Here is a 23,837-nt window from a genome sequence, read left to right on the forward strand (position 1 = left end):
ATCACCTTTTTCACAAAATTTCTAGACCTTTTGATATTGTCTTATTTTTTCGATTAGATGTATATTTTTTTCCTTTGCGGCTTCCGGGTTTGACGACTGAGAATACACGATGAGCTTCGGCTGACTGAGATCGGATACGATATAGGACCAGTCCCCATTTTCATACTGAAATCGAATTCCATCCATGACCTCCATCTCCTGATTCTGCATATCAGCTAGAAGCATGCGCATGACCTTCCCTTTTTCTCCCCACGGGCAAACCACCTCATCCCAAAATAAATAGCATTGCGGATACTGCTCAAAAACTCCATGAAGCGGTTGCTTTCGAGATGAAATGAGCTCTAATAGCTTTCCAATCTGGTATAAAGAATCATGCTCAAATCTCTTATGCCTAAACTCTCCCCCTTGACGCTCCTCCTTAACATAGCAAATGACATAGCTTGCTCCATGCTTTAGCAATAAGGGATACAGTACTCCTTCTCCCTGATGGAGCAAGATATCCGGGATAGCAGTGTTCTCCGGTCCGATGCTTTTATATACATTTCCAAATCGGTCGTACAGCTCAAACATTCTCCCTTGCTCATGAAAGATAATACCAACATCGGCTTTGCTTGATTGCATGAGGGATTTAATATGGCTCTCGTTCGCCTGCGAATATACCCATGTAAGAGAGCACCCAAGAAGCTGCAGAAATGAAATCACCATATTATGAAATGGATTCTCTGTTTTATTTACAAGAAGATGAAATTGCTCGTTTCGTATGATTGATATGTTTAAAGATTGCAGCAAGGAATATACATACTGCTCTTCACTAATGCTTGCCTCTGCATTTGTGCCTATATTTGTTACGCTTACATGCCGATACAGCTCTGACATATACATTGTTTCAATCTCTTTCTCCATACGGACAGAAATAGGATAGCCGTCTCGATCATAAAAGCGGACAATCATTTTTTCTTCATCTTCATGCTGCAAGACAGATAGAAACACCCCTCCTGCCACATCCTCCATCAAGGCCGCATAGCGAAAGCAAGAATCGCTCACAGGCTGACACTCAATTGTATGGATACCCGCTGCATGCAGCCCGCTCATAAACGTTTGTTTCATAAGCTGCGAATACGGATTCCAATCACCTCCAATTAAAATAGAGGAATGAAGAGGAAAAATAGAACCGTATGCTGCAGCCAATTTCACTATGAATTCAGGGGTAATATCTAAATTGGCCCGACCGGCAGCAGTGCCTCTTTGCAGCAAGGAAAGCGTGCTTTCCTGCTCGGACATAAGGGATGAGCTTAATACGGAGCTTCCTTCAATGATTTTTCCAGGTGCAACCTTTATCTTAGCCTTAACGACCGTGTTTTTTCCTAACTTGCAGTGATCCGCTATAATGCTTTTTTCAAACAATGTCGAGCCATCCTCTATCACTGTTCCGGATGCAACCGTTGTCCCTGTTAGCTCGCATTGCTTTCCAACATACACATCATTCCACAAAATTGTTTTTTGTACATGCGTATTTTCGCCGATTATGTTATTTTTTCCAATAATGGAATACGGCTCAATCAGTGCGCCGCTTTTCACAACAGCACCATCGCCAATAAGAAGCGGGCCTTGTATTTTTGTTCCATCCTCGATTGTAACATCCGTCCCCATCCATACCGTTGGCAACACCTCCGTAAACGGAAGCTTCACATTCACCTTTTTCGTTAATAAATCAAAATGCGCCTGTCTGTATTGTGGAAATGTCCCGATATCAAGCCAATATCCATCACTTAAATAACCGTATAAGTCTTTCTTCTCTTCTAGCAATCTTGGAAAAATATCACGACTGAAGTCATAGAACATATTGCGTTCCATGTATGAGAAAACCTCTGGATTCATAATATAAATCCCTGTATTCACAGTATTAGAAACAACCTCATTCCACCCTGGCTTCTCAATGTACTTCACAATGCGTCCGTCTTCTTCTGTAACAGCAAGACCAAAATCAAGCGGGTGAGATACTTCTTTTAAAAAAATAGTCACCAAGCGATCTTCGCTTCGATGAAAATCCATTCCGCGAGATAGTTGAAAATCAGTTAATGCATCACCGCTGATAACAACAAACGGTTCATCCAAAAAAGCTTCTGCCTGCTTTACACTGCCGGCGGTTCCAAGCGGAGGTGAATCTTCAAAATAATGAAGCTTCACTCCCCACTTGCTTCCATCCCCAAAATAATTTTGAATCGCATTGCCCATGTATTGGACCGTAACAGCAATCTCCCGAATTCCATGCTGCTTTAGCAATTCTAAGCTATACTCCATAACCGGCTTATTGAGCAGAGGCAGCATAGGCTTTGGGAGATTGCATGTTAATGGCCGTAAACGCGTACCCTTTCCTCCTGCCAAAATGACTCCCTTCATTCCTCTCAACCCCCACTTTTAGAATGATGAACTGCTTCTGTATAAACACGAATTGTATTTTCTGCTATTGTTGTCCAATTATATTTTTGCAGAACGTATTCCCTTCCATTTTGCGCAATTCTGGCTGCTTCCTTTGGATTTGTAATAATACGTTCGATCTGCTCTGTTAAGCTTCTTACATCACCAGGATGCATCTTAAAGCCATTCTCAATATGAATGACAATCTCACTCAAGCCTCCTACATCAGATACGATGGTCGGCTTAGCTGCCAGCATCCCTTCTAATGCAACGATGCCAAACGGCTCATACAAGCTCGGAACGAGTACAATATCGCTTTCCTGCAAAAACGCTCTTTGCTCCTCCTCGCTTATATGCCCCACAAAGGAAACCGCATGCCCGAGTCCTCTTTCTATAACGACTGAACGATAATAATCTAACATGGGTCCTTTCCCCGCAACGATAAACATTAAACGAGGATAGCGCCTGGAAAGATCAGGGGCAGCATCAATAACCGTTTGAAATCCTTTTTCATTTACAATGCGTCCAATTGAGAAGACAATGATTCGATCTTGCAATGCGTATGCATTTCGTACACTTTGCCCGACACTTAACTCAAAAAAGTTTGTATCAATTCCATTGGGAAATATGGCGATTTTATGAGGAGATGCATCTAAAATCAGCTCAATCTCATGCTTCATATATGTGCTGCATACAATTAAAACATCGGACTCTTTTACGAGTTCTTTTTCTTTCATATGTATTTCATACTGCAGTGATGTATGAATCCCATTATTGCGTCCATGCTCCGTTGCATGAATCGTAGTGAGAAGAGGGATGCGTTCCTGTCGCTTAATTGCTGTTGCAGCGCTGCAAACAAGCCAATCATGTGCATGAATAAGGTCAAATGCAACTTCCTTACACAAAACCTGTGCATATTGCACAATAGCCTTGTTTAAACCATCAATCCACGTATAAAAATCTGCCCGATTTTCATAATGACTTTTTACGCGATGTACATGTACATGATTGATTTGTTCATAAAACCGGAAGCCCTCTACATATGTAGTAATGACATGAACCGTATGACCTTTTGCAGCCACGGCCTTAGAAAGTTCATATACATGTCTTCCAAGACCGCCCACAAGCATTGGAGGATATTCCCACGCTAACAGAAGAATTTGCAACACTTTTATACTTCCCTCCTGTCTCTACCAAAAGAGACTTATCTAATTATGCAGATATTGTAAACACTTTCATAATAATAGTCAGAATAAATAGAATTCTCAATAAAATGATAACACCTGTGAATAGCGGTGACAACGCTGTATTTTGTCTAATTTTGGAATATGAACAATAAAAAATACTTATCTGCCTCAGAGGAAAGGCAAACTTTCTTATCTAGGTGCATTCCAAGCTGCTATGATTACATACAGGTTGTTTTTGTTACAAGAACGGAGCAAACTTCCCAAGAAAGACCTAAGTCAAGCACATCATTTTTTGTAGAGAAAACTCGCTGATTGGCGAGCCTTTAGCGAAGACAGAAGCATAGTTACATTTATACTTTATTCCTAAAATTTTCTGATGCGCCGAATTAGCTTCTATCTAGATAGCTTATACCTTTTGGGTACAAAGAAAAAAAGAAGCATCTCTGCTTCTTTTACTCATTCAGTAAATAATGCTTTCCTTTGACAAGGTAAAACACATTTTCTGCAATATTCGTAATATGGTCGGCAACACGCTCAATGTAGCGTGCAATCAAGGACATTTGCGTAACTTGCGCGATTTCCTGTGGATGTTCCGGAATAAAAGCAATAAACTCTCGAATGGACTTTCCGTACAGCTCATCCACTATATCATCCATTTCTGCTACCTTCTTCGCCAATGTCAAGTCTTCCTCTTTATAGGCTTGCATTACAACAGATAACATTTCATGCGCATTTTTAAACATTGTTTCTAAGTCCTCAAGCGTAATAGTACGCTCTTTCTCACCAAGACGAATCGTAGATTTTGCAACGTTTACTGCATGGTCCGCAATACGTTCTAGGTCCGTCGCAATTTTAATGGATACAAAAATCCGTCTCAAGTCAATAGCAACAGGCTGCTGCTTTGTAATAAGCATCAATGCAAAATCGTTAATTTCTTCCTCTAGATCATCCGCTCGTTGATCATTATCAATGACCTGCAGTGCTAACTCAATATTTTTTGAACGAAGTCCGTTCATTGCTGTGTCAAGAGCTTCCTTCGCTAATTCGCCTAGTTCAATGACTTTAGCCTGCAATGTATCTAAATCATAGTGAAACTGTCCACGTACCATTTTGTCTGCCCCCTACCAATGAAGTATTAACCGAAACGTCCTGTAATGTAATCCTCTGTTCTCTTGTCCTTTGGCGTTGTAAATAATTGATTTGTATCTGTATATTCGACAACCTCACCGCTTAAGAAAAATGCTGTGCGATCAGAAACACGTGCTGCCTGCTGCATGTTATGCGTAACAATCACGATGCTAAAGTTCTTTTTCAGCTCTTGAATCAGCTCTTCTACCTTTAATGTAGAAATAGGATCTAACGCTGATGTTGGTTCATCCATTAAAATCACATCCGGCTCGATTGCCAAGCATCGTGCAATACATACACGCTGCTGCTGTCCGCCTGATAAACCATATGCATTGTCATGAAGACGATCCTTCAACTCATCCCAAATCGCTGCGCCGCGCAAGCTTTTTTCTACAATTTCATCAAGCTGCTTCTTATCACGAATGCCGTGAATCTTCGGACCATATGCAATGTTTTCATAAATGGATTTTGGGAATGGATTCGGCTTTTGGAACACCATTCCGACGTGAGTACGCAGCTCTTCGACATGATAGGACTTATCGAAGATGTTACGTCCGCGATATTCAATTTCTCCCGTTGTACGAACGATTGGCACAAGCTCAACCATACGGTTTAATGTTTTCAAATACGTAGATTTCCCGCATCCGCTTGGCCCGATAATTGCTGTTACTTCATTTTCATAAATACTAAAATCAATATCCTTTAGCGCATGGTCTTCCCCATACCAAAGATTTAACTTTTTCGTATGAAATACGATATTTTTCGGTGTATCTATTTTTGTCTTCTCACCTTTTACTTTTACGTTTACAACGGTAGCTGCCATTTTGAATTCCCCTTTCATCCATCTCTTAACGGTCAATATCTTTTTTGCTTTCGGTTTCTTAGCAATACAGCAATGGCATTCATTGCGAGCAGTAAAGCAAGCAGAACAAGAATCCCTGCAGCTGCCACAGAATGAAACTCCTCCTGCGGTCTGCTCATCCAATTAAAAATTTGAATCGGTAAAACGGTAAAGCCATCTAGCGGACTAACGGGCAAATAATTAATAAAGGCAAGCGCCCCAATCACAAGCAAAGGAGCTGCCTCTCCTACTGCGCGGGATAAGGACAGGATGCATCCCGTTAGTATGCCTGGAAACGCTGCAGGGATTACAACAGATCGCATCGTTCGCCACTTTGTAGCACCGAGTGCGTAGGAGGCCTCCTGCAAGGAACGCGGTACGGATCGCAGCGCCTCCTGCGAGGCTACCACAATTGTGGGAAGTGCCAGCAAGCTCATCGTCAAACCGCCAGCCAATAGACTTTGGCCTAAACCAAGACCGTATACAAAAACGGTTAACCCAAGCAATCCAAATACAATAGATGGCACGCCGGCAAGCGTTTGAATGTTTAGCTCAACAAACCTTGTAAATACTGTTCTTGGAGCATATTCCTCTAAATATAATGCCGTTCCAACTCCCAACAATAAGGAAACAGGGGTTACAATTGCCATTAATGCTATTGTCCCCCAAAGAGCGGCGGCAATACCGGCATTCTCCGGCTTTCGTGACGAGAAATGCGTCACAAAATCAAAATCTATATAAGAAGTCCCTTGCTTCACAATTTGATATATAAGAAGCAATAAAATCAGTAATGAGAATAAAGTAGCTAATACAAAGAACAAGCGCTGCAGCACATCTATCCGAAAACGCCTCTTCATCTGCTTCTTCACTGCTTTGTGGTCTATCATGCTCATGAATAGCCCCCTTTAAAGCGATGAGTGATATGACGAGCGGCCATATTCATGAAAAATGTAAAAATGAACAGCACAGCCCCAACCGCATACATGCTGTAATAAGCGGTCGTGCCATGCGGCGCATCTCCAAGGCTGACCTGTACAATATATGCCGTCAATGTCTGAATCGATTGCGTCGGATTAACAGACAACACAGGGGTCGAACCCCCGGCAATGACAACAATCATCGTTTCTCCCATCGCGCGGGAAACAGCGAGCACAATAGAAGCAATGATTCCTGAAAAAGCAGATGGCAGAACAACCTTAACCGTTGTTTCAAAGCGCGTAGCTCCCAGCCCGAGCGAACCTTCCCGAAATGAAAACGGAACGGCATGTATCGCATCCTCTGAAAGAGAGGCAACAGTCGGAATGAGCATAATGCCAATCACAATGCCTGGACTTAGTGCATTGAAGAATTGCAAGCTTGGAACGATCGTTTGCAGCATAGGTGTGACAAATGTTAGCGCAAAAAATCCATATACAATGGTCGGAATACCTGCCAAAATCTCTAAAAGGGGCTTAACAATTCTTCTTACTCTATCTGATGCATATTCACTCAAAAATATCGCACATCCAAGGCCAATTGGAACGGCTACAATCATCGCGATAGCTGTCACGAGAAGCGTACCGCATACAAGAGGGAGAATACCGTATTGCGCGTTTGTTCGAAAAAATGGGAGCCACTCTTTTCCCGTTACAAAATGTGTAATCGATATGTGCTGAAAAAAAACTGTCGTTTCCGTTGCAAGCGTCCATACAATTCCAGCTGTTGTAAGGATCGATATACTTGCTACAGTAAACAACAAAACCGGAACCGCTTTGCTGAGCAGCTGTTCTTTTCTGTGATGTTTGCGGTTATGCCGAATGAACATACGAACCGAACCGACAGAACGACTGCGTTTGGACAAAGCCAAAGATGAAAACCCCTTTCCATCCTCCAGGCAAGATTATGTTTTTTCTCTTTTTACACTGTAAGAAAGTATAAATTTCCAGCTAGAAATCATTCGGCGTAGTCGGAAATTTTAGGAATACAGTATAAGTGCAACTACGCCCCTGTCTTCGCCTAACGGCTCGCCAATCAGCGAGTTTTCTTTATTTCATCTAATCGTCTCAGCTGCTGCTCATACTTTTGGCGCGGTAATTGCACATAGCCAACCTCTTCCGCAAGCTGTCCGCCATACTGGAAAGCAAAGCGCAGGTAATCGTACACGCATTCCTTTTCACGGATAGATGCCTCATTCACATACAGGTAAAGCGGACGGGAAAGAGGTGCATAAAGGCCGGACTGAATCGTTTCCTTCTCAGGCAACACTCCGTTTACAGCGACAGCTCTCACATTTTGCTTATTTAAGGAGTAGTATGCAAACCCTAAAAAAGCAATTGCATACGGGTCGGTCATAACTCCTTTGACAAGCACATTATCATCCTCTGAAAATGTAGCAAACCTTGTCATGTCCCGTTCTCCTAAAATGGTATCCTGAAAGTAATCATATGTACCGGAATCAACACCCGGTGCATAGAAGTGAATGGGATGCTGCGGCCAGCTTGGATTGATATCAGACCATTTCTTTTGTGTGCCGTTTTCCGACCAAAGCTGCTTCAGCTCACTGTCCGTTATGTTTTTAAGCCATGTATTGCGATGACTGACAATAATAGTCAGACCATCATACGCAATTGGAAATACAGCATATCGTATGTTATTTTGTTTTGCAGCTTCCTGCTCTTCTCTTTTAATAGGACGGGAGGCATTATTAATGTCTATTTCTCCTTTAATAAATCGATTGAATCCTCCCCCTGTGCCAGAGATACTAATGGGTGTTTTCACATAGAATTGCTTATGTGCATATTCTTCTGATACAGCCTCCATAATGGGAAATACAGTAGAGGATCCGTCCATCGTCACATTTCCCCGCAGATAGGGATTTGCGTGCACTTCGAACGCAAATACAGTACAAGCAAATAGCAAAGCAGCTATGCCTGTAAAGCCTGTTTTCATCGTTACTTCCTCCTAAAGAGTCCTGCGCACAGGACTACACGAATAAGAATAATGTGTAACTATTAATAGGGTTTTAATGCTTTGTAAATCTTTTGTAAATGTCGACATATTTCGATAAGCACTGTACTTGTACAAGCAATCGGGCTGTATTATTATATGAAGCTTGTCCAAAAAAAAGCACACGATTCATCGAAGGAATCGTGTGCTTTTTGCTATTTTTATCTAAAGCAAAACCGTCTGTGTCCGTTTTTCTTACCCTTTAGGAAATTTTAAGAATACAGTGTAAGTGCAGCTGCACCTCTGTCTTCGCCTAATGGCTTGCCAATCGGTGAGTTTTCTTTATTGGTTTCCTGCTTCTCCGTATAGGGACGGACTTACTTCCATTGCTGCTTCTTCTTTTTTCAGTTCAAAATACGCATCCAAAATACGTCGGCCTATTTCCTTGTTTACAGCGTTTTTATCATTCTTCATCCAAGGAACTACAACAGAAAATGCAACTTCTGGCTCATCGTCCGGCGCATAGCCGATTAATGTTAAGTTATAGGCATCTGTCCCTCTGAATGACTTGTCAGGACCATCATAGAAGGTTTCAGCCGTTCCTGTTTTTCCGGCCACCTTGTACGGCGCGTTCATAAAATGAGAAGCTCCCGTTCCATTCGATGTTTGCATAACCGCACGGAAGCCATCCTGTACAACCTTAAGATAGCTCTCATCCATATCAATACGGTTAAGAACAACCGGCTCAGTTGATTCTACTACTTTTCCGATCGCTCCCGGCGTTGTGCTCGGTTCACGAATTTCCTTCATGACCTGCGGTTTAATGCGATAGCCGCCGTTCGCGATCACAGACACATATTGCGCCAGCTGCAGCGGCGTATATGTGTCATATTGTCCAATTGAAAAGTCCAACAGAAGCCCTGGCTGGTCAGCTGTTCCCTTAAAGCCGGTCGACTCGTTTGGTAAATCAATACCCGTCGGTACACCAAGGCCAAATTGGCTAAAGTACATACGCATCGTATCAAAGGTTTTTTGTTTAACATCAATAGAACGGCCTGGAACATATTGTACGCCTGCGATGTTCATCGCAGTTTTAAACATATACACGTTAGATGATTGTTGCAGTGCCGTGATTACCCCAATAGAACCCATATTTTTCCACGATTTCTTAACAGGAGTTCCTTTAATTTGGATCGGCTCATCCACCAGCACTGTATTTGGCTTAATGGCTCCTGTTTGCAGACCTGTCAAAATCGTTGCTCCCTTGACAGTAGAGCCCATCGCATAAGAGCTCGTCATCGTGCCAAGTGCAAAATCCTGCACCTCCTGCTTTCCATCCTTGGTAACGAGCTGCTTGCCGGCCATAGATAAAACCTCCCCGTTTTTCGGGTTCATCATCACAACAAACGCACGGTCAAGCATTGTTTCCCCTTTGGCCTTTGCTGCCTTTAGTTCTTCTTCAATAATTTGTTCTACCTTCTTTTGCAGCTCCATATCCAGCGTTAAAATCAAATCGTTTCCGCGTGATCCTTTGGAAAGATAAATCGTCTCTAAAATATTCCCATCTTTATCTGTAACATTTTTCACCTGGGCCTTCGTGCCGTGCAGCACATCCTCAAACTCCTGCTCAATATAGCTTTTGCCCACGCGGTCGTTACGGTCGTAATCACGCACTAAATAATAATTCAGCCGATCAACAGGCAGCCCTTCGTCAGCGCTCGATACATTGCCGAGAATCGTTCGGAACATGTTGCCGTAAGTATAATTTCGATCCCAGTCCGTTGTTGTATCAACACCCGGCAGCTTATCCAAATTTTCGCTGATGACCGCATACTCCTCAGGCGTCACATCTTTATTTTTAATAATTTGCGGCGTATTCGCATAGCCGCTATCCATTTGCCGCTTGATAGCTAGTACTTCCAAATCAGCCGGCGTCAGCTCTGCCAGCTCCTCAGGCGTAATTCGCGCCAGCTGGCGTTTATATACTTCGTTATCATCAATTTTTTTATCTTTTAACTCTTGTCGATCTTTTGCTGTGATTTTCTTCTCTGCGCGATCCTTATTTAGCAGCATCCAAAAATCCTTTTTGTCGCGCTCGGTAACCTTATCGGTCGGCATATCGATTAGCTGCGCAAGCTGTCTGGCTACCTTTAGGCGATCCTCATTTGTAGATCCTTGCATTCTTGTATACGTAATCGTTCGCAGAGGGGTATTGTCGACAACAATACGATGATAGCGGTCATAAATCTTTCCGCGCGGCACCGACGTGCTCACCGTTAAATTCTCGGTGCGCTCCACTTCCTTTTTATAATCCTCCCCGTATACAATTTGCACAACGCCAAGACGCAGAATAAGCGCGGAGAACATAAGAAAGACCATAAAAAATAATATATTCAATCGGAGCGGCACAGGGCTTTTCTTTTTTTTATTTTTCTTTTTCATTTCACAAGGGAATCTCTTATAAAAGAGACATTCTCCTCTTCCCCTCCTTTCAGTCAAACACATCATCTATAGCTTTGGAAGTCAGCTATATTGAGTAAGCCGGAAAAAGGGACACCTTGTAGACAAGGTGTCCTCACATAGTTCTTATTCTACCATAAAACATACGAGAAGTTAACCTTCACCTTCCGTAAGTTCCTGCCTCGTTCGAGATACTTGCAGTCCTGGTTTAGGCTGCACGGTTGGATGATATGCTACATTACGAACTGCAAAATAAATGAGAAAATGCCCGATTCCTAAAATGCCAAGCAAAACAGGGAGGCTTTGCTGCGGCTGAAAAAAATGAACAGCAAGCAAAAAGGAGACGATGGAGCAGATTCTTCCGAAATTTAAAAACAGCTCACGGACAACGATATACTCGACACGCAGCTCTTTCGCTTGACGAGCCTTTCCGATCACATCATATGTCATGGACATATACGGCACAAGCAAAATAGGATACGCCACCGCAATGCAGCCTGCATAAATGAGGAGCTTCCGGTAGGTGACATCGATAATCACAAGATACACCGCTGCGTACAAAAGCAGTCCCCCAAGAAAAATTGCCTTTTTCCGATACTTATCTTTAATGAAGCGAGTTGCCAGATAATAACAAATAAACGAAACACCTGAGCTGACAAGCCCGAACTTTCCAATGGCAAGCTCACTTCCCGTTGTTATGTACACATAGACCGAGACAACAAATACAAAGGTTCCCTCTCGAAGTCCTTGGAAAAAATGAGCAAGCGTCACCCGGTTCCAATTTCGATTATATCGCCGTTCCCGAATAATTCTCATGAGCTCGTATTTCCCCTCACACTCCCGGCGTGACAAGAAAAAACTCAGCACAATCGCAATAGTAAATAAGGTTAATGAAAGAATGAAAATAAAAGTGTACCCATTCCATCTTTTCATGTGGGAAATCACATATCCGGCCAAAATAGGACCGACCATGCCGGCAAGTGACGTTAAGAGCCCGAGGAAACCATTGAAAAAATCCCTCGTTTCCGGCTCCGTAATTTCAAATGTAAGTAAATTAAATGCGAGCCAATAAAATCCATAGCCAATTCCAAGCATGCTTCCAATAAGTAAAATATATTGTGATGCATGCGTTCCAGTCCATAAAACGGTGATGAAGAACGCGGCAAGTGCACTCACTCCTAAGCGCAAAATAATGATGCGATCCACATTTTTCGCCAGCTTCCCTGCAAGCGCAAATGTAACCGGCTGCGCTACAACAACAGCTAAATTATAGATCCCGATATTCAGAAAATCCTTCGTTTGCTTCCAAATGTAAATGTTTACAAACGTATTGGACAATGAAATAGCTAATGTGTACAATCCGCCGATTGTTAACAGCAAAACAAGATCACGGTTGATTTCCACATCTCCAATTAAGTGCTTTGTTTTCATCATTCAAAACTCCCCTTTACTTCAAAGTTTAGTCTTCCGAGTTACGGGAGAATTATGTAAGGAAAAGGGGAGAACAACTGAAGACCCATGCAGCAGCATAAAAAAGGCTCTTTTCTAAACAATTGTTGCTGCAGGAATAAACAGAACATGTTTCGATACAAACAAGAGGCTATTCGCCTCTTGCAATCAACCTCTCATTTCTAATTTCTCACCTCTTCTCACAGTGCTGCAGCGTGCTGCCGGCCACATGCAAAAGCAACAATCTATGCGAAAACAGCCTAAAAAAAGCAGGCCGGATATCCGGCCTGCTAAATCATTATTTTGCTTCTTGGTAGCGTTTCTCAACAGCGTTCCAATCTACTACATTCCAGAATGCAGCAATGTAGTCAGGACGACGGTTTTGGTAGTTCAAGTAGTACGCATGCTCCCATACGTCTAATCCAAGAACAGGTGTTTTTCCTTCCATTAATGGAGAGTCTTGGTTTGGAGTGCTTGTTACTTCGATTTCACCATTGTTTACAACAAGCCATGCCCAACCAGAACCGAAGCGAGTTGTAGCTGCTTTTGTAAACTCTTCTTTAAATGCAGCATAGCTGCCAAATTTTGTGTTGATTGCTGCTGCAAGCTCGCCTACTGGCTCGCCGCCGCCATTTGGAGAAAGGATTGTCCAGAATAAGGAGTGGTTTGCATGACCGCCGCCATTGTTGCGAACTGCAGTACGGATTGCTTCTGGTACTTCTTCCATGTTAGAGATAAGCTCTTCTACACTTTTCGCTGCCAATTCTGGATAGTTTTCCAAAGCTGCGTTTACGTTTGTTACGTAAGTGTTATGATGCTTTGTGTGGTGAATGTTCATTGTTTCCTTATCGATATGAGGCTCTAACGCATCATAAGCGTAAGGTAATTGTGGTAATTCATACTTTGCCATTTTGTAATTCCTCCCGTATATGTACTTGGACGCAAGCTTCTCTGCCTATAGCCCATACTTATTGTACACTATTTTTTCAAGATGGAAAATAAATCTGCTTTTTATTTTACACAATTTGGAATGCGATTCTTTCGCAAGAAGCATCCCATAATGAACGAAACGGAAAAGCCTGTCTTGTTCAGGAATCACTGATGTTGGCAGTTGTCCAGAGTAAATAAAAAAAGCCCCAAATTGGGAGCTTGAGCTTTTGATCATATGTATGGCGGAAAAGGTGGGATTCGAACCCACGCACGCTTGCACGTCTATCGCATTTCGAGTGCGACCCCTTGAACCACTTGGGTACTTTTCCAAGATGGATGGACCCTGTAGGACTCGAACCTACGACCGGACGGTTATGAGCCGTCTGCTCTAACCAGCTGAGCTAAGGGTCCTTTATGGTAGCGGCGGAGGGGATCGAACCCCCGACCTTACGGGTATGAACCGTACGCTCTAGCCAGCTGAGCTACACCGCCATAACGATACAAACTTGAGACATATATAAATTTATCATATGTAAAATAACTATGTCAATCGTAATTATTCCATATTCTCGCAAATCTTTCCATATCTATGCCTTGTCCTTCCTCTTCCCGCTGCGTTACAATGAAGATGCCGAATTTTAAAGAAGGAAGTGAAATCATGTCAGTATTCCAGCAGTTGTATAAAAGCATATACTCCCCAAAAGATATGGCACGCTATCGATTTCAAAAAATCGGAAAATCAATTTTATACATATTTCTTCTTTCTTTACTTGCCCTTATTCCAGAAATGGTTCATTTGACAAATTTGGTCCGCACGGAATTATCTCTTGCTGAACGGACCGTACAATCAGAAATTCCAGAATTTACAATTGAACAAGGAGAGTTAAAAGCGGATATACAGGAGCCCGTTTTAAAAAAAGAGGATAATTTTATATTCCTGTTTGACCCAAACAGCGAGGAGCTTCCTTCCTCTCTCACCAAGCAGGATGGCTTGTTTTTTTTAAAGCATCAAGCAGTTATCGTCTCAGATACAAACAACGAAACATATAAATACTCGTTGCTGAACAATGCCACGATCACAAAAGCGGATATAGAAGATTTTCTTAGCATGATCCAAAGCATCTATCCGATTGCCTTAGTTGTTCTTGGTACGCTTTTATATTTGTTTGACAGCTTTGTCGTGTTGTTTGGCGTGACTGCTATTGCCTTCATCGGCAGGTTTTTCGCCGCTCAAATGAGGCGCAATCTTAATTATAAGCAGGCATGGACGCTGACGGCGTACAGCTTTACAATTCCGATTGTATTTTTTATGATTATGAAATTCTTAAATATAGTGGTTTTACACTCATTTTTGATTTTCGTCGCTGTTGCGTGTTTTGTTCTCTATTTAATATTGAAGGAAATTCCTCCTGTAAAGGAAAAAAAAATGTTGTAAAAATGCCGCCGAGTGCGGCATTTTTTTGTAGGACAAGCATATATTCTCTACAAAGAAGGGGGAGAATGTATGAAACGCATCGGCATAACGCTTGTTATTTTACTAATCGGATACTCTTTATTTTACGATATAACCATTGGAACGCTGCCGCTCCTCAAATCGAAAGCACAGGAAACAACCGCAAAGCCTGTTAAGGATTCCAGCACCATCGTGCAAAACGAAGCAGATGCCGAATATGAACAAATCGAGGTGAAAAGCGGCGATACCGTTCTTTCCATTGTAGAAGCCATTAACAAAAGAGGCAAGCTGCCTTCTGTAGACACGATTACAAATGATTTTAAAAAGCTAAATACAAACGAATCTCCATCTAAGCTGAGAATAGGAAAGAGATATAAATTCCCATTATATAAATGAGGAACATCATAAATTCTTGTCAATTTTATGAAAGCACTGATACAATAGGGAGGGCAGCCGTTACGGTTAACTCTTTTACAAGGAGAGCGATATGTTCGTGAATGAAATTACACATCGTACAAAAACCCGACCAGTGAAGGTCGGAAACTTAACAATTGGTGGAAATAATGAATTAGTGATACAAAGCATGACAACAACAAAAACACATGATGTCGAGGCAACGGTAGCAGAAATTCTCCGCCTAGAGGAGGCAGGCTGCCAGGTTGTTCGCGTTGCCGTTCCAGATGAACGCGCTGCGAATGCCATCGCGGATATTAAAAAGCGAATCAATATTCCTCTTGTTGCGGATATTCACTTTGACTACCGTCTTGCTTTAAAGGCAATTGAGGGCGGCGTCGATAAGGTTCGCATTAATCCAGGAAATATAGGAAGACGCGAAAAGGTAGAAGCCGTTGTAAATGCCGCAAAAGCGAAAGGTATTCCGATCCGAATCGGTGTCAATGCCGGCTCTTTGGAGCGCCATATTTTAGAGAAATACGGCTATCCAACAGCTGACGGAATGGTGGAAAGTGCACTTCACCATATTAAGATTTTGGAAGATCTGGACTTTCATGACATTATCGTGTCCATGAAAGCATCTGATGTAAACCTAGCGATTGAAGCATATGAGAAAGCAGCAAAAGCTTTTCAATACCCTCTTCACCTTGGCATTACAGAATCAGGAACATTGTTTGCCGGAACAGTGAAAAGCGCAGCAGGTCTCGGTGCAATCTTAAGCAAGGGAATCGGCAATACATTGCGCATTTCCTTAAGCGCTGACCCAGTAGAGGAAGTGAAGGTTGCGCGTGAATTACTCAAATCATTTGGCCTTTCTTCCAATGCTGCTACATTAATTTCATGCCCAACCTGCGGCCGCATTGAAATTGATTTAATTAGCATCGCGAATGAAGTTGAAGAATACATTTCCAAAATAAAAGCGCCGATTAAGGTAGCTGTGTTAGGCTGTGCGGTAAACGGACCGGGAGAAGCACGAGAAGCGGATATCGGTATTGCCGGCGCCCGCGGTGAAGGTCTTCTCTTCCGCAAAGGCCAAATTGTCCGTAAGGTACCAGAGGCTGTAATGGTAGAGGAATTGAAAAAAGAAGTCGACAAGATTGCAGAGGAATACGCTGCGAAGGCGCAGCAAAAGTAAGAAAAGCTCTTACGCCTCAAAAGTTATAATTCTTATCTTCAAATAAAAAAAGCGGAACTCATGTCCGCTTTTTTTATTTTGTACATTCTGGGCATTTCCCATAGATTTCGAATTTATGTCCTGTTACCTCAAAGCCTTCGAACTCTGGAAAGGACACGTCCATCGGACAGACGTGAACCTCTTTCGTTCTCCCACAGTCAAGACAAATGAAGTGGTGATGATGCTTCGTCGTTGAGCAGGTAAAGCGGAAGTGCTTCTCCCCGTTCAATTCCGTTTGCTCTAAAATACCAAGCTCAACAAACAGAGATAGATTGCGATAGATTGTATCAAAGCTTAAGCCTGGATAATCATCCTTCATATTCTCCAACACGTCTTTTGCTGTTAAATATTTATTATGTGAAGAAAATAAATTCAGCATATCTTCACGCTTTCCTGTATGCTTAAATCCGTTCTCCTTCATTAGCTTTAACGCTTCTGTCAGGTTCATGTCCATCCCTACTTTACGCTGTTTTTTTCTTTTTCCACATAATCGCTCCGACCAAAATCATAACAGCAATCATTACAATTGTACCGCCCGGAGCCAAATCTAGTTGATACGATACGATAAGCCCTCCGATAACAGCCAGTTCTCCAAAAAGAATAGAAAAGAAAATGGTCTGTTTAAAACCCTTTGCGATGCGAATGCTCGCCGCGACTGGTAAGGTCATGAGCGATGATACGAGCAAAATACCGACAACTCTCATGGACGCAGCAATCACAAGCGCAACCAGCACAATAAAAATAAAGTGAATCCACTTGGCACGCAGACCAGTTGCTGTCGCATACTCTTCATCAAAGGAAAGTAAAAACAATTCTTTATATAAAAGGAAAACTACCGCAAGGACGAGAACAGCTATGCCGATAATAACGGAAAGGTCCCCCTCGCTCACCGCACTGATACTTCCAAATAAATAGGTAAACAAATCGGTATTAAAACCATTCGCTAATGAAATAAAAATCACACCAAGTCCGATTCCGCTCGATAAAATAATTGGTACGGCAAGCTCTTGGTAATGCTTGTACACACTCCGCAGTTTTTCAATGAACAGCGCTCCGCCGATGGAAAACACCATGCCCATATATAATGGATTAATAAACCCTCCCGGAAATAATGTTTTCTCCAGAAGAAGGCTTGCTGCAATACCAGAAAGCGTCACGTGGCTAAGTGCATCCGCAATAAGCGACAGGCGCCGAATGACAATAAACACACCAAGCAGCGGGGCAACAAGACCAATCAGAATAGCGGCATAAAGCGAATTACGCAAAAAATCATACTGCAAAAAATCTTGTATCATCTTGTCCTCCCGTGATGCTCATGACTATGCTCAAGCAGATGAATATGATGACCATAAAATAATGACAAATCATGGTCCTTCCGCTCCTCAAATATCTCTGTCTCTCCATGAAAATGCAAATGCTTATTCAAGCAAGCAACATGTGTGACCTTTTCCGTAATCGCTCCGATATCATGTGTAACAAGAATAAGTGTAATCCCAAGCTGTTTATTTAAATACTCCAGCATGCTGTAAAAGTTTTGTACATTTTCGGCATCAACACCCACTGTCGGTTCATCCAAAATGAGAAGCTCTGGCTCGCTGACAAGCGCCCGGGCAATAAAAACACGCTGCTGCTGTCCGCCCGACAATTCCCCAATGTTGCGGTCCATAAATTCGCTCATGCCGACATCAGCGATTGCTTGCTGCACCTTTTTCTTTTGTGCTTTATTCAAAAATCGAAACAAACCGATTTTTGATACAAGCCCCATTGATACTACTTCAAATACAGTTGCCGGGAATCCAGAATTAAAGCTACTTGCCTTTTGAGACACATAGCCGATTTTATTCCAGTCTTTAAATTTGCGGCTATCTGTACCAAATAACCGAATCGTTCCTTGGTTTGGTCTTAAAATACCCAATATACATTTTAAAAGTGTAGATTTACCGGAACCATTCGGACCAACCAAACCAAGAAAAGAACCTTTAGGAACATTTAAATGAATATCCTCTAGTACCCTTTGATCCTCGTACTGAAACGACAAATGATCAATTTCTATACAATATGTCATCGTATCTCACCTTTATAATTCAGAATTCTTCCGATTTATATCTGTTCGAATTATAGTACAGTTCGCGCAGATTGTAAACTCATTTATCTTGCAATAGAATAGGCCTTTCCTCTTTTCGCCTATTTGCACGAAATAAAGAGAACTCGCCGATTGGCGAGCCGTTAGGCGAAGACAGAGGTATAGCTGCACTTATACTTTCCTAAAGTGAAACAAGAGATGGCGCCACCTCTTGTTAATGGATTGCAGATTTAAACTTTGCTCCTTTTGTTTCCTGCGTATTCATAATGGTAATAAACGCATTCGGATCAATTTCATGCACAATGCTTTTTAGCTTCGTTACCTCAAGGCGAGTAATAACAGCATAAATAACCTCTTTTTCCTTATCTGTATATCCTCCCTTTCCAGCGAGCTTCGTTGTGCCGCGGCCAAGACGGTCCAAAATGGCGTTTGAAACATCCTCATAATAATCTGAAACAATGAGAACAGCCTTTGTTTCATCAAGACCTTGAATAACTGTATCAATTGTTTTAAATGCAATATAGTACGTCATAACCGAGTACATCGCTTGCTCAAGACCGAACACAAATGCCGCCCAGCCAAAAATAAAGATATTCATAAACATCACGAATTCTCCAACAGAAAACGGCAGCTTTTTCGTAAGCAGAATTCCTAAAATTTCAGTTCCATCTAAAGAGCCTCCATGCCGAATAACAAGCCCAACGCCAACACCCAGAGTTAGGCCGCCAAATACAGTGGCTAAAATCGGATTGGTTGTGAATGGATGAAAATGATGAAGCACTCCTTCAATAACAGCAAGGCAGATGATTGCAAAAATAGAAGAAAACATAAAGGTTTTTCCGATTTGTTTATATCCGGAGTACATAAAAGGTAAATTCAGGAGGACTACTAAAGTGGAAAAATTAAGCCACCATACACTTTCCGGCGTAAGAAAATCTAAAATGAGGGAGATACCAATTACGCCGCCATCGATAATTTTGTTCGGAATTAAAAATAACTCAATCGCTATTGCTGCACAAGCAGCTCCAATCACAATCATTACTAGACGATATAAGATATGACCAAAACTTTCTTTTTTATGTTGTTTATTCCCCATCGCTTCTCCTTTGCAAAATACTATTTGTTTGTTCTATGAATACACACTTTGATTGTGAAAATTTGTACAAACCTAAACAAAACCTATTATACCATACTTTCCTCAAAGTTGGGAAAACAAAGGAATATAAACAAGCTTCCTTTACATATATTCCGTTAGATAGCGGAAAAGGAGGAAGCGTATGAACTTCATTCAACAAATTGTAAATAAAAAATTAAACAGTATCACAGCGAATGAGCTGCTGAAATTAAGCAAGGAGTATCAAATCCCAATTACGGAAGAACAGGCACAAAAAATTGTTTCCCTTATTAAAGGAAAAAATATTAATATTTATAGTCACATAGAGCGGATTGAGCTCATTAAACAAATTGCAAAGGTCACCTCACCGTCAACAGCTCAGCAGGTGAATACATTACTGCAAAAGCTTCTAAACTAAAAAGGAGAGCGTAGAGTCTCTCCTTTTTTAGTACATAAGTATAAGTTTTTTCAAAGACACCTGCTTCCCATAGCCTGCTTGCTGTAGAGAAAGCAGATCGCGGGGCGTTTCTTACACTTTAAGAATTTATAAATTTCCAGCTAGAAGCCATTCGACGCGGCAGGGAATTTTAGGAATAAACGATAAGTGCAACTTCGCCTAAAGGCTCGCCATCGGCGAGTTTTCTTTATAACAGGATTTTATGCAAAATATCCGGATCAAAAGTCCGGTTTTGCAGCATCTCAATTTCTTGCTTATACGGAGCTTTTTTATTATTTTTATCTTCTCCGACATAAGGTGTTTCAAGGATTTTCGGAATATGCTGCAGCTGCGGATGATGGACAATATAGCTAAGCGCTTCAAAGCCAATATGTCCAAAGCCGATATTCTCATGACGGTCTTTATGCGTGCCGCGTTCATTTTTGCTGTCATTAATATGCAGCACTCGAATGCGATCAATGCCGACAATACGATCAAATTGCTCTAGTACACCATCAAAGTCGTTTACGATATCATAGCCGGCATCATGCACGTGACACGTATCAAAGCAAACAGACAGCTTTTCGTTATGCGTAACACCGTCAATAATTTGAGCGATTTCCTCAAAGCTTCTGCCGCACTCAGAACCTTTTCCAGCCATTGTCTCCAAAGCAATTTGCACCGTTTGGCCCGCAGTTATCACTTCATTTAAGCCTTCAATAATTTTAGCGATGCCTGCATCTGCGCCTGCTCCAACATGCGCTCCCGGATGCAGGACAATTTGCTTTGCCGCTTGCAATGCCTCGGTTCTCTCAATTTCTGTACGCAAAAAATCCACCCCGAGCTGAAATGTATCAGGATTTTGCGTATTTCCAATATTAATAATATAGGGAGCATGCACAACAATCTCCTCAATGCCATGCGCCTTCATATGACGAAGACCCGCCTCTATATTTAAGTCTGCAATCGGCTTGCGTCTCGTATTTTGCGGCGCTCCCGTATACACCATAAATGTTGTAGCTCCATAAGAAACTGCTTCCTCACTTGATGCAAGCAGCATTTTTTTGCCGCTCATTGATACGTGCGAACCTATTTTCAACATATGTACCACCTCATTTGTTTACCAAGCAAACGAACATAAAAAACGTAAGAAAAACAGAATCGGCCCGCCCTTGCTTCTAAAGAAAAACAACCGGCACACAAAACGTGCAGCTTCAGCGAAACTGATTCGCTGAAGCTTTCCTTGTGTTCTCCGCCACACAAGGTGCTTTTTACAGCGGGAGTTATTCTAGAGATAAGAGCGGGCCGATGAAGTTAGATAATATCTCAAAAGTTATGATCTCTTATCCTTAAACAAAGGAGCATGCTCTTATTTCGTTTTCTTACTGTATCTCCGTTTAATTTTCTCTCGTTCCTCAGTTAGCTTTTTCTTATAGCCCGGCTTAATTTTAGCCGGCTTCTTTACAACCTTCTTTGCCATAATATCCATCTCATTTTCTTGCTTTTTACGGCTTTGACGCTTTCTGCGAGGACCGAGTTCCACCCATTCACCGCTTCGCAAGTCAATATGATGGAATTCAATATTGCGCTTTTCCAGCTTATCCAGCGCTTCTTCATCACTTGGCTCGTAAATCGTAATGGCAGTTCCAGAAAAGCCTGCGCGTGCCGTACGACCGACGCGATGAATATAGAAATCCAAATCATCCGGCAGTTCATAGTTCACAACATGGCTAACTCCTTCAATATCAATACCGCGAGCCGCTAAGTCTGTTGCAACGATATATTGATACTCTAATTCACGCACCTGCTTCATCATTTTCCGGCGTTCACGCGGTGTTAAATCACCGTGAATACGTCCAACCTTTAATCCTCGCTCCGTTAGCGCATCCGCAACTTCCTCCGCATGCTTTTTCGTATTTGTGAATACAATCGCCAAATACGGCTGATATTGCACAAGAATATCTCTCAATAGGTCTTTCTTGTTGCGATGGCGAAGCGGCAGAATCGCATGCTCGATATTTTGTGCTGCTGCTTGATTCGGGTTGATATGTACGTACTCTGGATTTTCCATATATTTTTTCAAAAATGGCTTTAGCTTTTCAGGAATAGTCGCTGAAAAAACGAGCATCTGTAACTTTTGCGGCATCCGCGCCGCAATTTTATCCACATCCTCAATAAATCCCATATCAAGCATTAAATCTGCCTCATCAACAACAATGGTTGAAGCAGTGTGCACAAATAACGCTTGCTCCTCCACTAAATCGTGAATACGTCCTGGTGTACCGACGACTACATGCGGCTGCTTTTTCAGCTTATCAATTGTGCGCTGCTTGTCCGTTCCGCCAACAAAGCAGCGTGCAGTAATCATCTGCTCCTCTTTGCAGAATTTTGTAAGTTTTAAAATTTCTTGATAAATTTGCTGCGCTAATTCGCGTGTCGGTGCTGTAATTACAGCCTGCACTTCTTCCCGTTCCGGTTTAACCGCATGTAAGATTGGCAGTAAGTACGCATGTGTTTTGCCGGACCCTGTTTGTGATTGACCAATAACACTATGGCCTTTTTTGGCAATCGGAAAAATTTTACGCTGAATTTCAGTTGGCTCTAGAAAGCCGAGCTCTTTTACAGCCTCTAATAAAAATGGCTGAAATAAAAATTGTTCAAATGATGCTGTCATCTATTCCACCTTCCTTCTCCTTATTTAACGCACAAATCAGGCAAGATATCATTATAACCAATTCTGCATGGAAAAGCTATTATTAGTTTGATACTATGCTTGGAAAACTAACCTCTTTTCTTATTGCTGCATATGGTAGTGTATACACCTACAAGAGAGGAGTTCTTTTTTATGAACCAACCACAAATACCTCCCCGCCAACCGATGATGTACATGCCGCAATCACACCCATATCCAACCGGAGGAATGAGGAGGGATGTGCAACAAAAGCGAACGCAGCAAATGCCTATGAGGCAAATGCCTATGCAGCCAATGCCTATGCAGCAGATGCCTATGCAGCAAATGTCTATGCAGCAAATGTCTGCGCAGCAAATGCCTATACAGCCCATGCTCATGCAGCCAATGCCTATGCAGCCAATGCCCATGAGGCAAAAACGGCAGGGAGGGATTTTATCAAAGCTATTTGGAAAGAAAGATGAAAATTCGCAAAATATGGGCTTTATGCCCATAAACAACTACGGCTCCCAGGCGCAGCCCATGATGCATCCGCGTCAACAATCAGCTCCTAATACAAATGCAAATACAAATGTCCGAATGATGCCGCAGGCTGCGGCAACAAGTGCTGCAGCAGCAAGCAGCTCCGGAGGAATTGGCAGCTTTTTTTCTAACTTAGTTGCCAACCCTTCTGCTATCGTAGGAAATGTAGAAAAAATTGTCCAGGTCGCACAAACTGTCGGTCCCGTTGTACAGCAATATGGTCCACTAGTGCGCAACTTCCCAAACTTAACAAAAATTTTAAATGCACTCACTCCTAGCGGCAATAAGGAAACAGCAACTGAGGAAACAACATCAGCAGCACCGGCAGCCATACAACAGGAAACGCCAACAACAGAAAAACCGGCAACTAAGAAGACAGAAAAACCAGAAACTAAAAAAACAGAAAAAAAACAGGATAATCCAATAGCAGAAAAAACCCAAGCACCACCAGAGCAGCCAGCTTCATCCGTTGTCATGAAAACATCGGTGCCAAAATTATACGTATAACTTTGTCAAGGCTCCCCTCCTCCTTTATAATAAAGAAGACTAGCTAGTGAAAGTCCTTGCTAAAAAGG

The 23,837-nt window shown here is 42.1% G+C and carries 21 protein-coding genes and 3 tRNA genes; 5 read left to right on the plus strand and 19 right to left on the minus strand.

Features of this window, described 5'->3' with window-relative positions; all coding sequences use genetic code 11:
- Positions 1 to 21: 21 nt before the first annotated feature.
- From AC6HZ4_RS21020 to AC6HZ4_RS21080, 13 genes are all read right to left on the minus strand, one after another.
- Positions 22 to 2,400, minus strand: a complete 2,379-nt coding sequence (locus tag AC6HZ4_RS21020) for a sugar phosphate nucleotidyltransferase (protein ID WP_497491697.1) — start codon at positions 2,398 to 2,400, stop codon at positions 22 to 24.
- A gap of 5 nt (positions 2,401 to 2,405) precedes the next feature.
- Positions 2,406 to 3,587 carry a glycosyltransferase family 4 protein gene (locus AC6HZ4_RS21025; RefSeq protein WP_497491699.1) on the minus strand — a complete coding sequence of 394 codons (1,182 nt, stop codon included), beginning with the start codon at positions 3,585 to 3,587 and terminating at the stop codon, positions 2,406 to 2,408.
- Between the two features lie 470 nt (positions 3,588 to 4,057).
- Positions 4,058 to 4,714 (minus strand): phosphate signaling complex protein PhoU, encoded by a 657-nt coding sequence (phoU, locus tag AC6HZ4_RS21030; protein WP_497491701.1) that lies wholly within the window; start codon positions 4,712 to 4,714, stop codon positions 4,058 to 4,060.
- Between the two features lie 26 nt (positions 4,715 to 4,740).
- The gene (gene pstB, locus AC6HZ4_RS21035; RefSeq protein ID WP_497491703.1) at positions 4,741 to 5,556 is read right to left on the minus strand and encodes a phosphate ABC transporter ATP-binding protein PstB; all 816 of its coding nucleotides are present in this window, start codon (positions 5,554 to 5,556) and stop codon (positions 4,741 to 4,743) included.
- Positions 5,557 to 5,588: 32 nt separating this feature from the next.
- Positions 5,589 to 6,467, minus strand: coding sequence for a phosphate ABC transporter permease PstA (gene pstA, locus AC6HZ4_RS21040; RefSeq protein WP_497491705.1), 879 nt, complete (start codon positions 6,465 to 6,467; stop codon positions 5,589 to 5,591).
- Positions 6,464 to 7,420, minus strand: coding sequence for a phosphate ABC transporter permease subunit PstC (gene pstC / locus AC6HZ4_RS21045; RefSeq protein WP_497491707.1), 957 nt, complete (start codon positions 7,418 to 7,420; stop codon positions 6,464 to 6,466). Before pstC ends, pstA begins: the two co-directional genes overlap by 4 nt.
- A gap of 164 nt (positions 7,421 to 7,584) precedes the next feature.
- Positions 7,585 to 8,502 carry a PstS family phosphate ABC transporter substrate-binding protein gene (locus AC6HZ4_RS21050; protein ID WP_497491709.1) on the minus strand — a complete coding sequence of 306 codons (918 nt, stop codon included), beginning with the start codon at positions 8,500 to 8,502 and terminating at the stop codon, positions 7,585 to 7,587.
- Positions 8,503 to 8,841: 339 nt separating this feature from the next.
- On the minus strand, positions 8,842 to 10,941 hold the full coding sequence (locus AC6HZ4_RS21055) for a peptidoglycan D,D-transpeptidase FtsI family protein (RefSeq protein WP_497491711.1): 2,100 nt from the start codon (positions 10,939 to 10,941) through the stop codon (positions 8,842 to 8,844).
- A gap of 171 nt (positions 10,942 to 11,112) precedes the next feature.
- Positions 11,113 to 12,390 carry an MFS transporter gene (locus AC6HZ4_RS21060; RefSeq protein ID WP_497495793.1) on the minus strand — a complete coding sequence of 426 codons (1,278 nt, stop codon included), beginning with the start codon at positions 12,388 to 12,390 and terminating at the stop codon, positions 11,113 to 11,115.
- 316 nt (positions 12,391 to 12,706) lie between these two features.
- Positions 12,707 to 13,318: a superoxide dismutase [Mn] gene (gene sodA / locus AC6HZ4_RS21065; protein ID WP_497491713.1), complete on the minus strand. Its 612-nt coding sequence runs from the start codon at positions 13,316 to 13,318 to the stop codon at positions 12,707 to 12,709.
- 260 nt (positions 13,319 to 13,578) lie between these two features.
- A tRNA-Ser gene (locus AC6HZ4_RS21070) sits at positions 13,579 to 13,667 on the minus strand.
- 8 nt (positions 13,668 to 13,675) lie between these two features.
- Positions 13,676 to 13,749 (minus strand) — tRNA-Ile (locus tag AC6HZ4_RS21075).
- Positions 13,750 to 13,753: 4 nt separating this feature from the next.
- A tRNA-Met gene (locus tag AC6HZ4_RS21080) sits at positions 13,754 to 13,830 on the minus strand.
- Positions 13,831 to 13,996: 166 nt separating this feature from the next.
- On the opposite strand from AC6HZ4_RS21080, the gene AC6HZ4_RS21085 reads away from it, so the two are divergent.
- The 3 genes from AC6HZ4_RS21085 (at position 13,997) to ispG (ending at position 16,379) form a co-directional block, all read left to right on the plus strand.
- Complete coding sequence (locus tag AC6HZ4_RS21085; RefSeq protein ID WP_497491715.1) at positions 13,997 to 14,773, plus strand: DUF1189 domain-containing protein; 777 nt, start codon at positions 13,997 to 13,999, stop codon at positions 14,771 to 14,773.
- A gap of 69 nt (positions 14,774 to 14,842) precedes the next feature.
- On the plus strand, positions 14,843 to 15,187 hold the full coding sequence (gene yqfZ / locus AC6HZ4_RS21090; RefSeq protein ID WP_497491717.1) for a protein YqfZ: 345 nt from the start codon (positions 14,843 to 14,845) through the stop codon (positions 15,185 to 15,187).
- A 106-nt stretch (positions 15,188 to 15,293) separates the two neighbouring features.
- Complete coding sequence (gene ispG / locus AC6HZ4_RS21095; RefSeq protein ID WP_497495794.1) at positions 15,294 to 16,379, plus strand: flavodoxin-dependent (E)-4-hydroxy-3-methylbut-2-enyl-diphosphate synthase; 1,086 nt, start codon at positions 15,294 to 15,296, stop codon at positions 16,377 to 16,379.
- Between the two features lie 73 nt (positions 16,380 to 16,452).
- Here the strand turns inward: ispG and AC6HZ4_RS21100 are convergent, their stop codons facing one another.
- The 4 genes from AC6HZ4_RS21100 to AC6HZ4_RS21115 form a co-directional block, all read right to left on the minus strand.
- Positions 16,453 to 16,866 carry a Fur family transcriptional regulator gene (locus AC6HZ4_RS21100; RefSeq protein WP_497491719.1) on the minus strand — a complete coding sequence of 138 codons (414 nt, stop codon included), beginning with the start codon at positions 16,864 to 16,866 and terminating at the stop codon, positions 16,453 to 16,455.
- Positions 16,867 to 16,879: 13 nt separating this feature from the next.
- Positions 16,880 to 17,713 (minus strand): metal ABC transporter permease, encoded by an 834-nt coding sequence (locus AC6HZ4_RS21105; RefSeq protein WP_497491721.1) that lies wholly within the window; start codon positions 17,711 to 17,713, stop codon positions 16,880 to 16,882.
- The gene (locus AC6HZ4_RS21110; RefSeq protein ID WP_497491723.1) at positions 17,710 to 18,483 is read right to left on the minus strand and encodes a metal ABC transporter ATP-binding protein; all 774 of its coding nucleotides are present in this window, start codon (positions 18,481 to 18,483) and stop codon (positions 17,710 to 17,712) included. The genes AC6HZ4_RS21105 and AC6HZ4_RS21110 overlap by 4 nt, the downstream gene beginning before the upstream one ends.
- A gap of 232 nt (positions 18,484 to 18,715) precedes the next feature.
- Positions 18,716 to 19,597 carry a YitT family protein gene (locus tag AC6HZ4_RS21115; RefSeq protein WP_497491725.1) on the minus strand — a complete coding sequence of 294 codons (882 nt, stop codon included), beginning with the start codon at positions 19,595 to 19,597 and terminating at the stop codon, positions 18,716 to 18,718.
- Positions 19,598 to 19,778: 181 nt separating this feature from the next.
- On the opposite strand from AC6HZ4_RS21115, the gene AC6HZ4_RS21120 reads away from it, so the two are divergent.
- Positions 19,779 to 20,033 carry a DUF2624 domain-containing protein gene (locus tag AC6HZ4_RS21120; protein WP_497491727.1) on the plus strand — a complete coding sequence of 85 codons (255 nt, stop codon included), beginning with the start codon at positions 19,779 to 19,781 and terminating at the stop codon, positions 20,031 to 20,033.
- Positions 20,034 to 20,259: 226 nt separating this feature from the next.
- On the opposite strand, the gene AC6HZ4_RS21125 is transcribed toward AC6HZ4_RS21120, so the two are convergent.
- Together AC6HZ4_RS21125 and AC6HZ4_RS21130 are read right to left on the minus strand one after the other, a co-directional pair.
- On the minus strand, positions 20,260 to 21,153 hold the full coding sequence (locus AC6HZ4_RS21125; RefSeq protein WP_497491729.1) for a deoxyribonuclease IV: 894 nt from the start codon (positions 21,151 to 21,153) through the stop codon (positions 20,260 to 20,262).
- Positions 21,154 to 21,420: 267 nt separating this feature from the next.
- Positions 21,421 to 22,725 (minus strand): DEAD/DEAH box helicase, encoded by a 1,305-nt coding sequence (locus AC6HZ4_RS21130; protein ID WP_497491731.1) that lies wholly within the window; start codon positions 22,723 to 22,725, stop codon positions 21,421 to 21,423.
- A gap of 171 nt (positions 22,726 to 22,896) precedes the next feature.
- Here AC6HZ4_RS21130 and vrrA point away from each other — a divergent pair, with 171 nt between their 5' ends.
- Positions 22,897 to 23,769: a VrrA/YqfQ family protein gene (gene vrrA / locus AC6HZ4_RS21135; protein ID WP_497491733.1), complete on the plus strand. Its 873-nt coding sequence runs from the start codon at positions 22,897 to 22,899 to the stop codon at positions 23,767 to 23,769.
- The last annotated feature ends 68 nt before the right edge of the window (positions 23,770 to 23,837 follow it).

The sequence above is a fragment of the Ectobacillus sp. OTK genome (assembly GCF_059698935.1).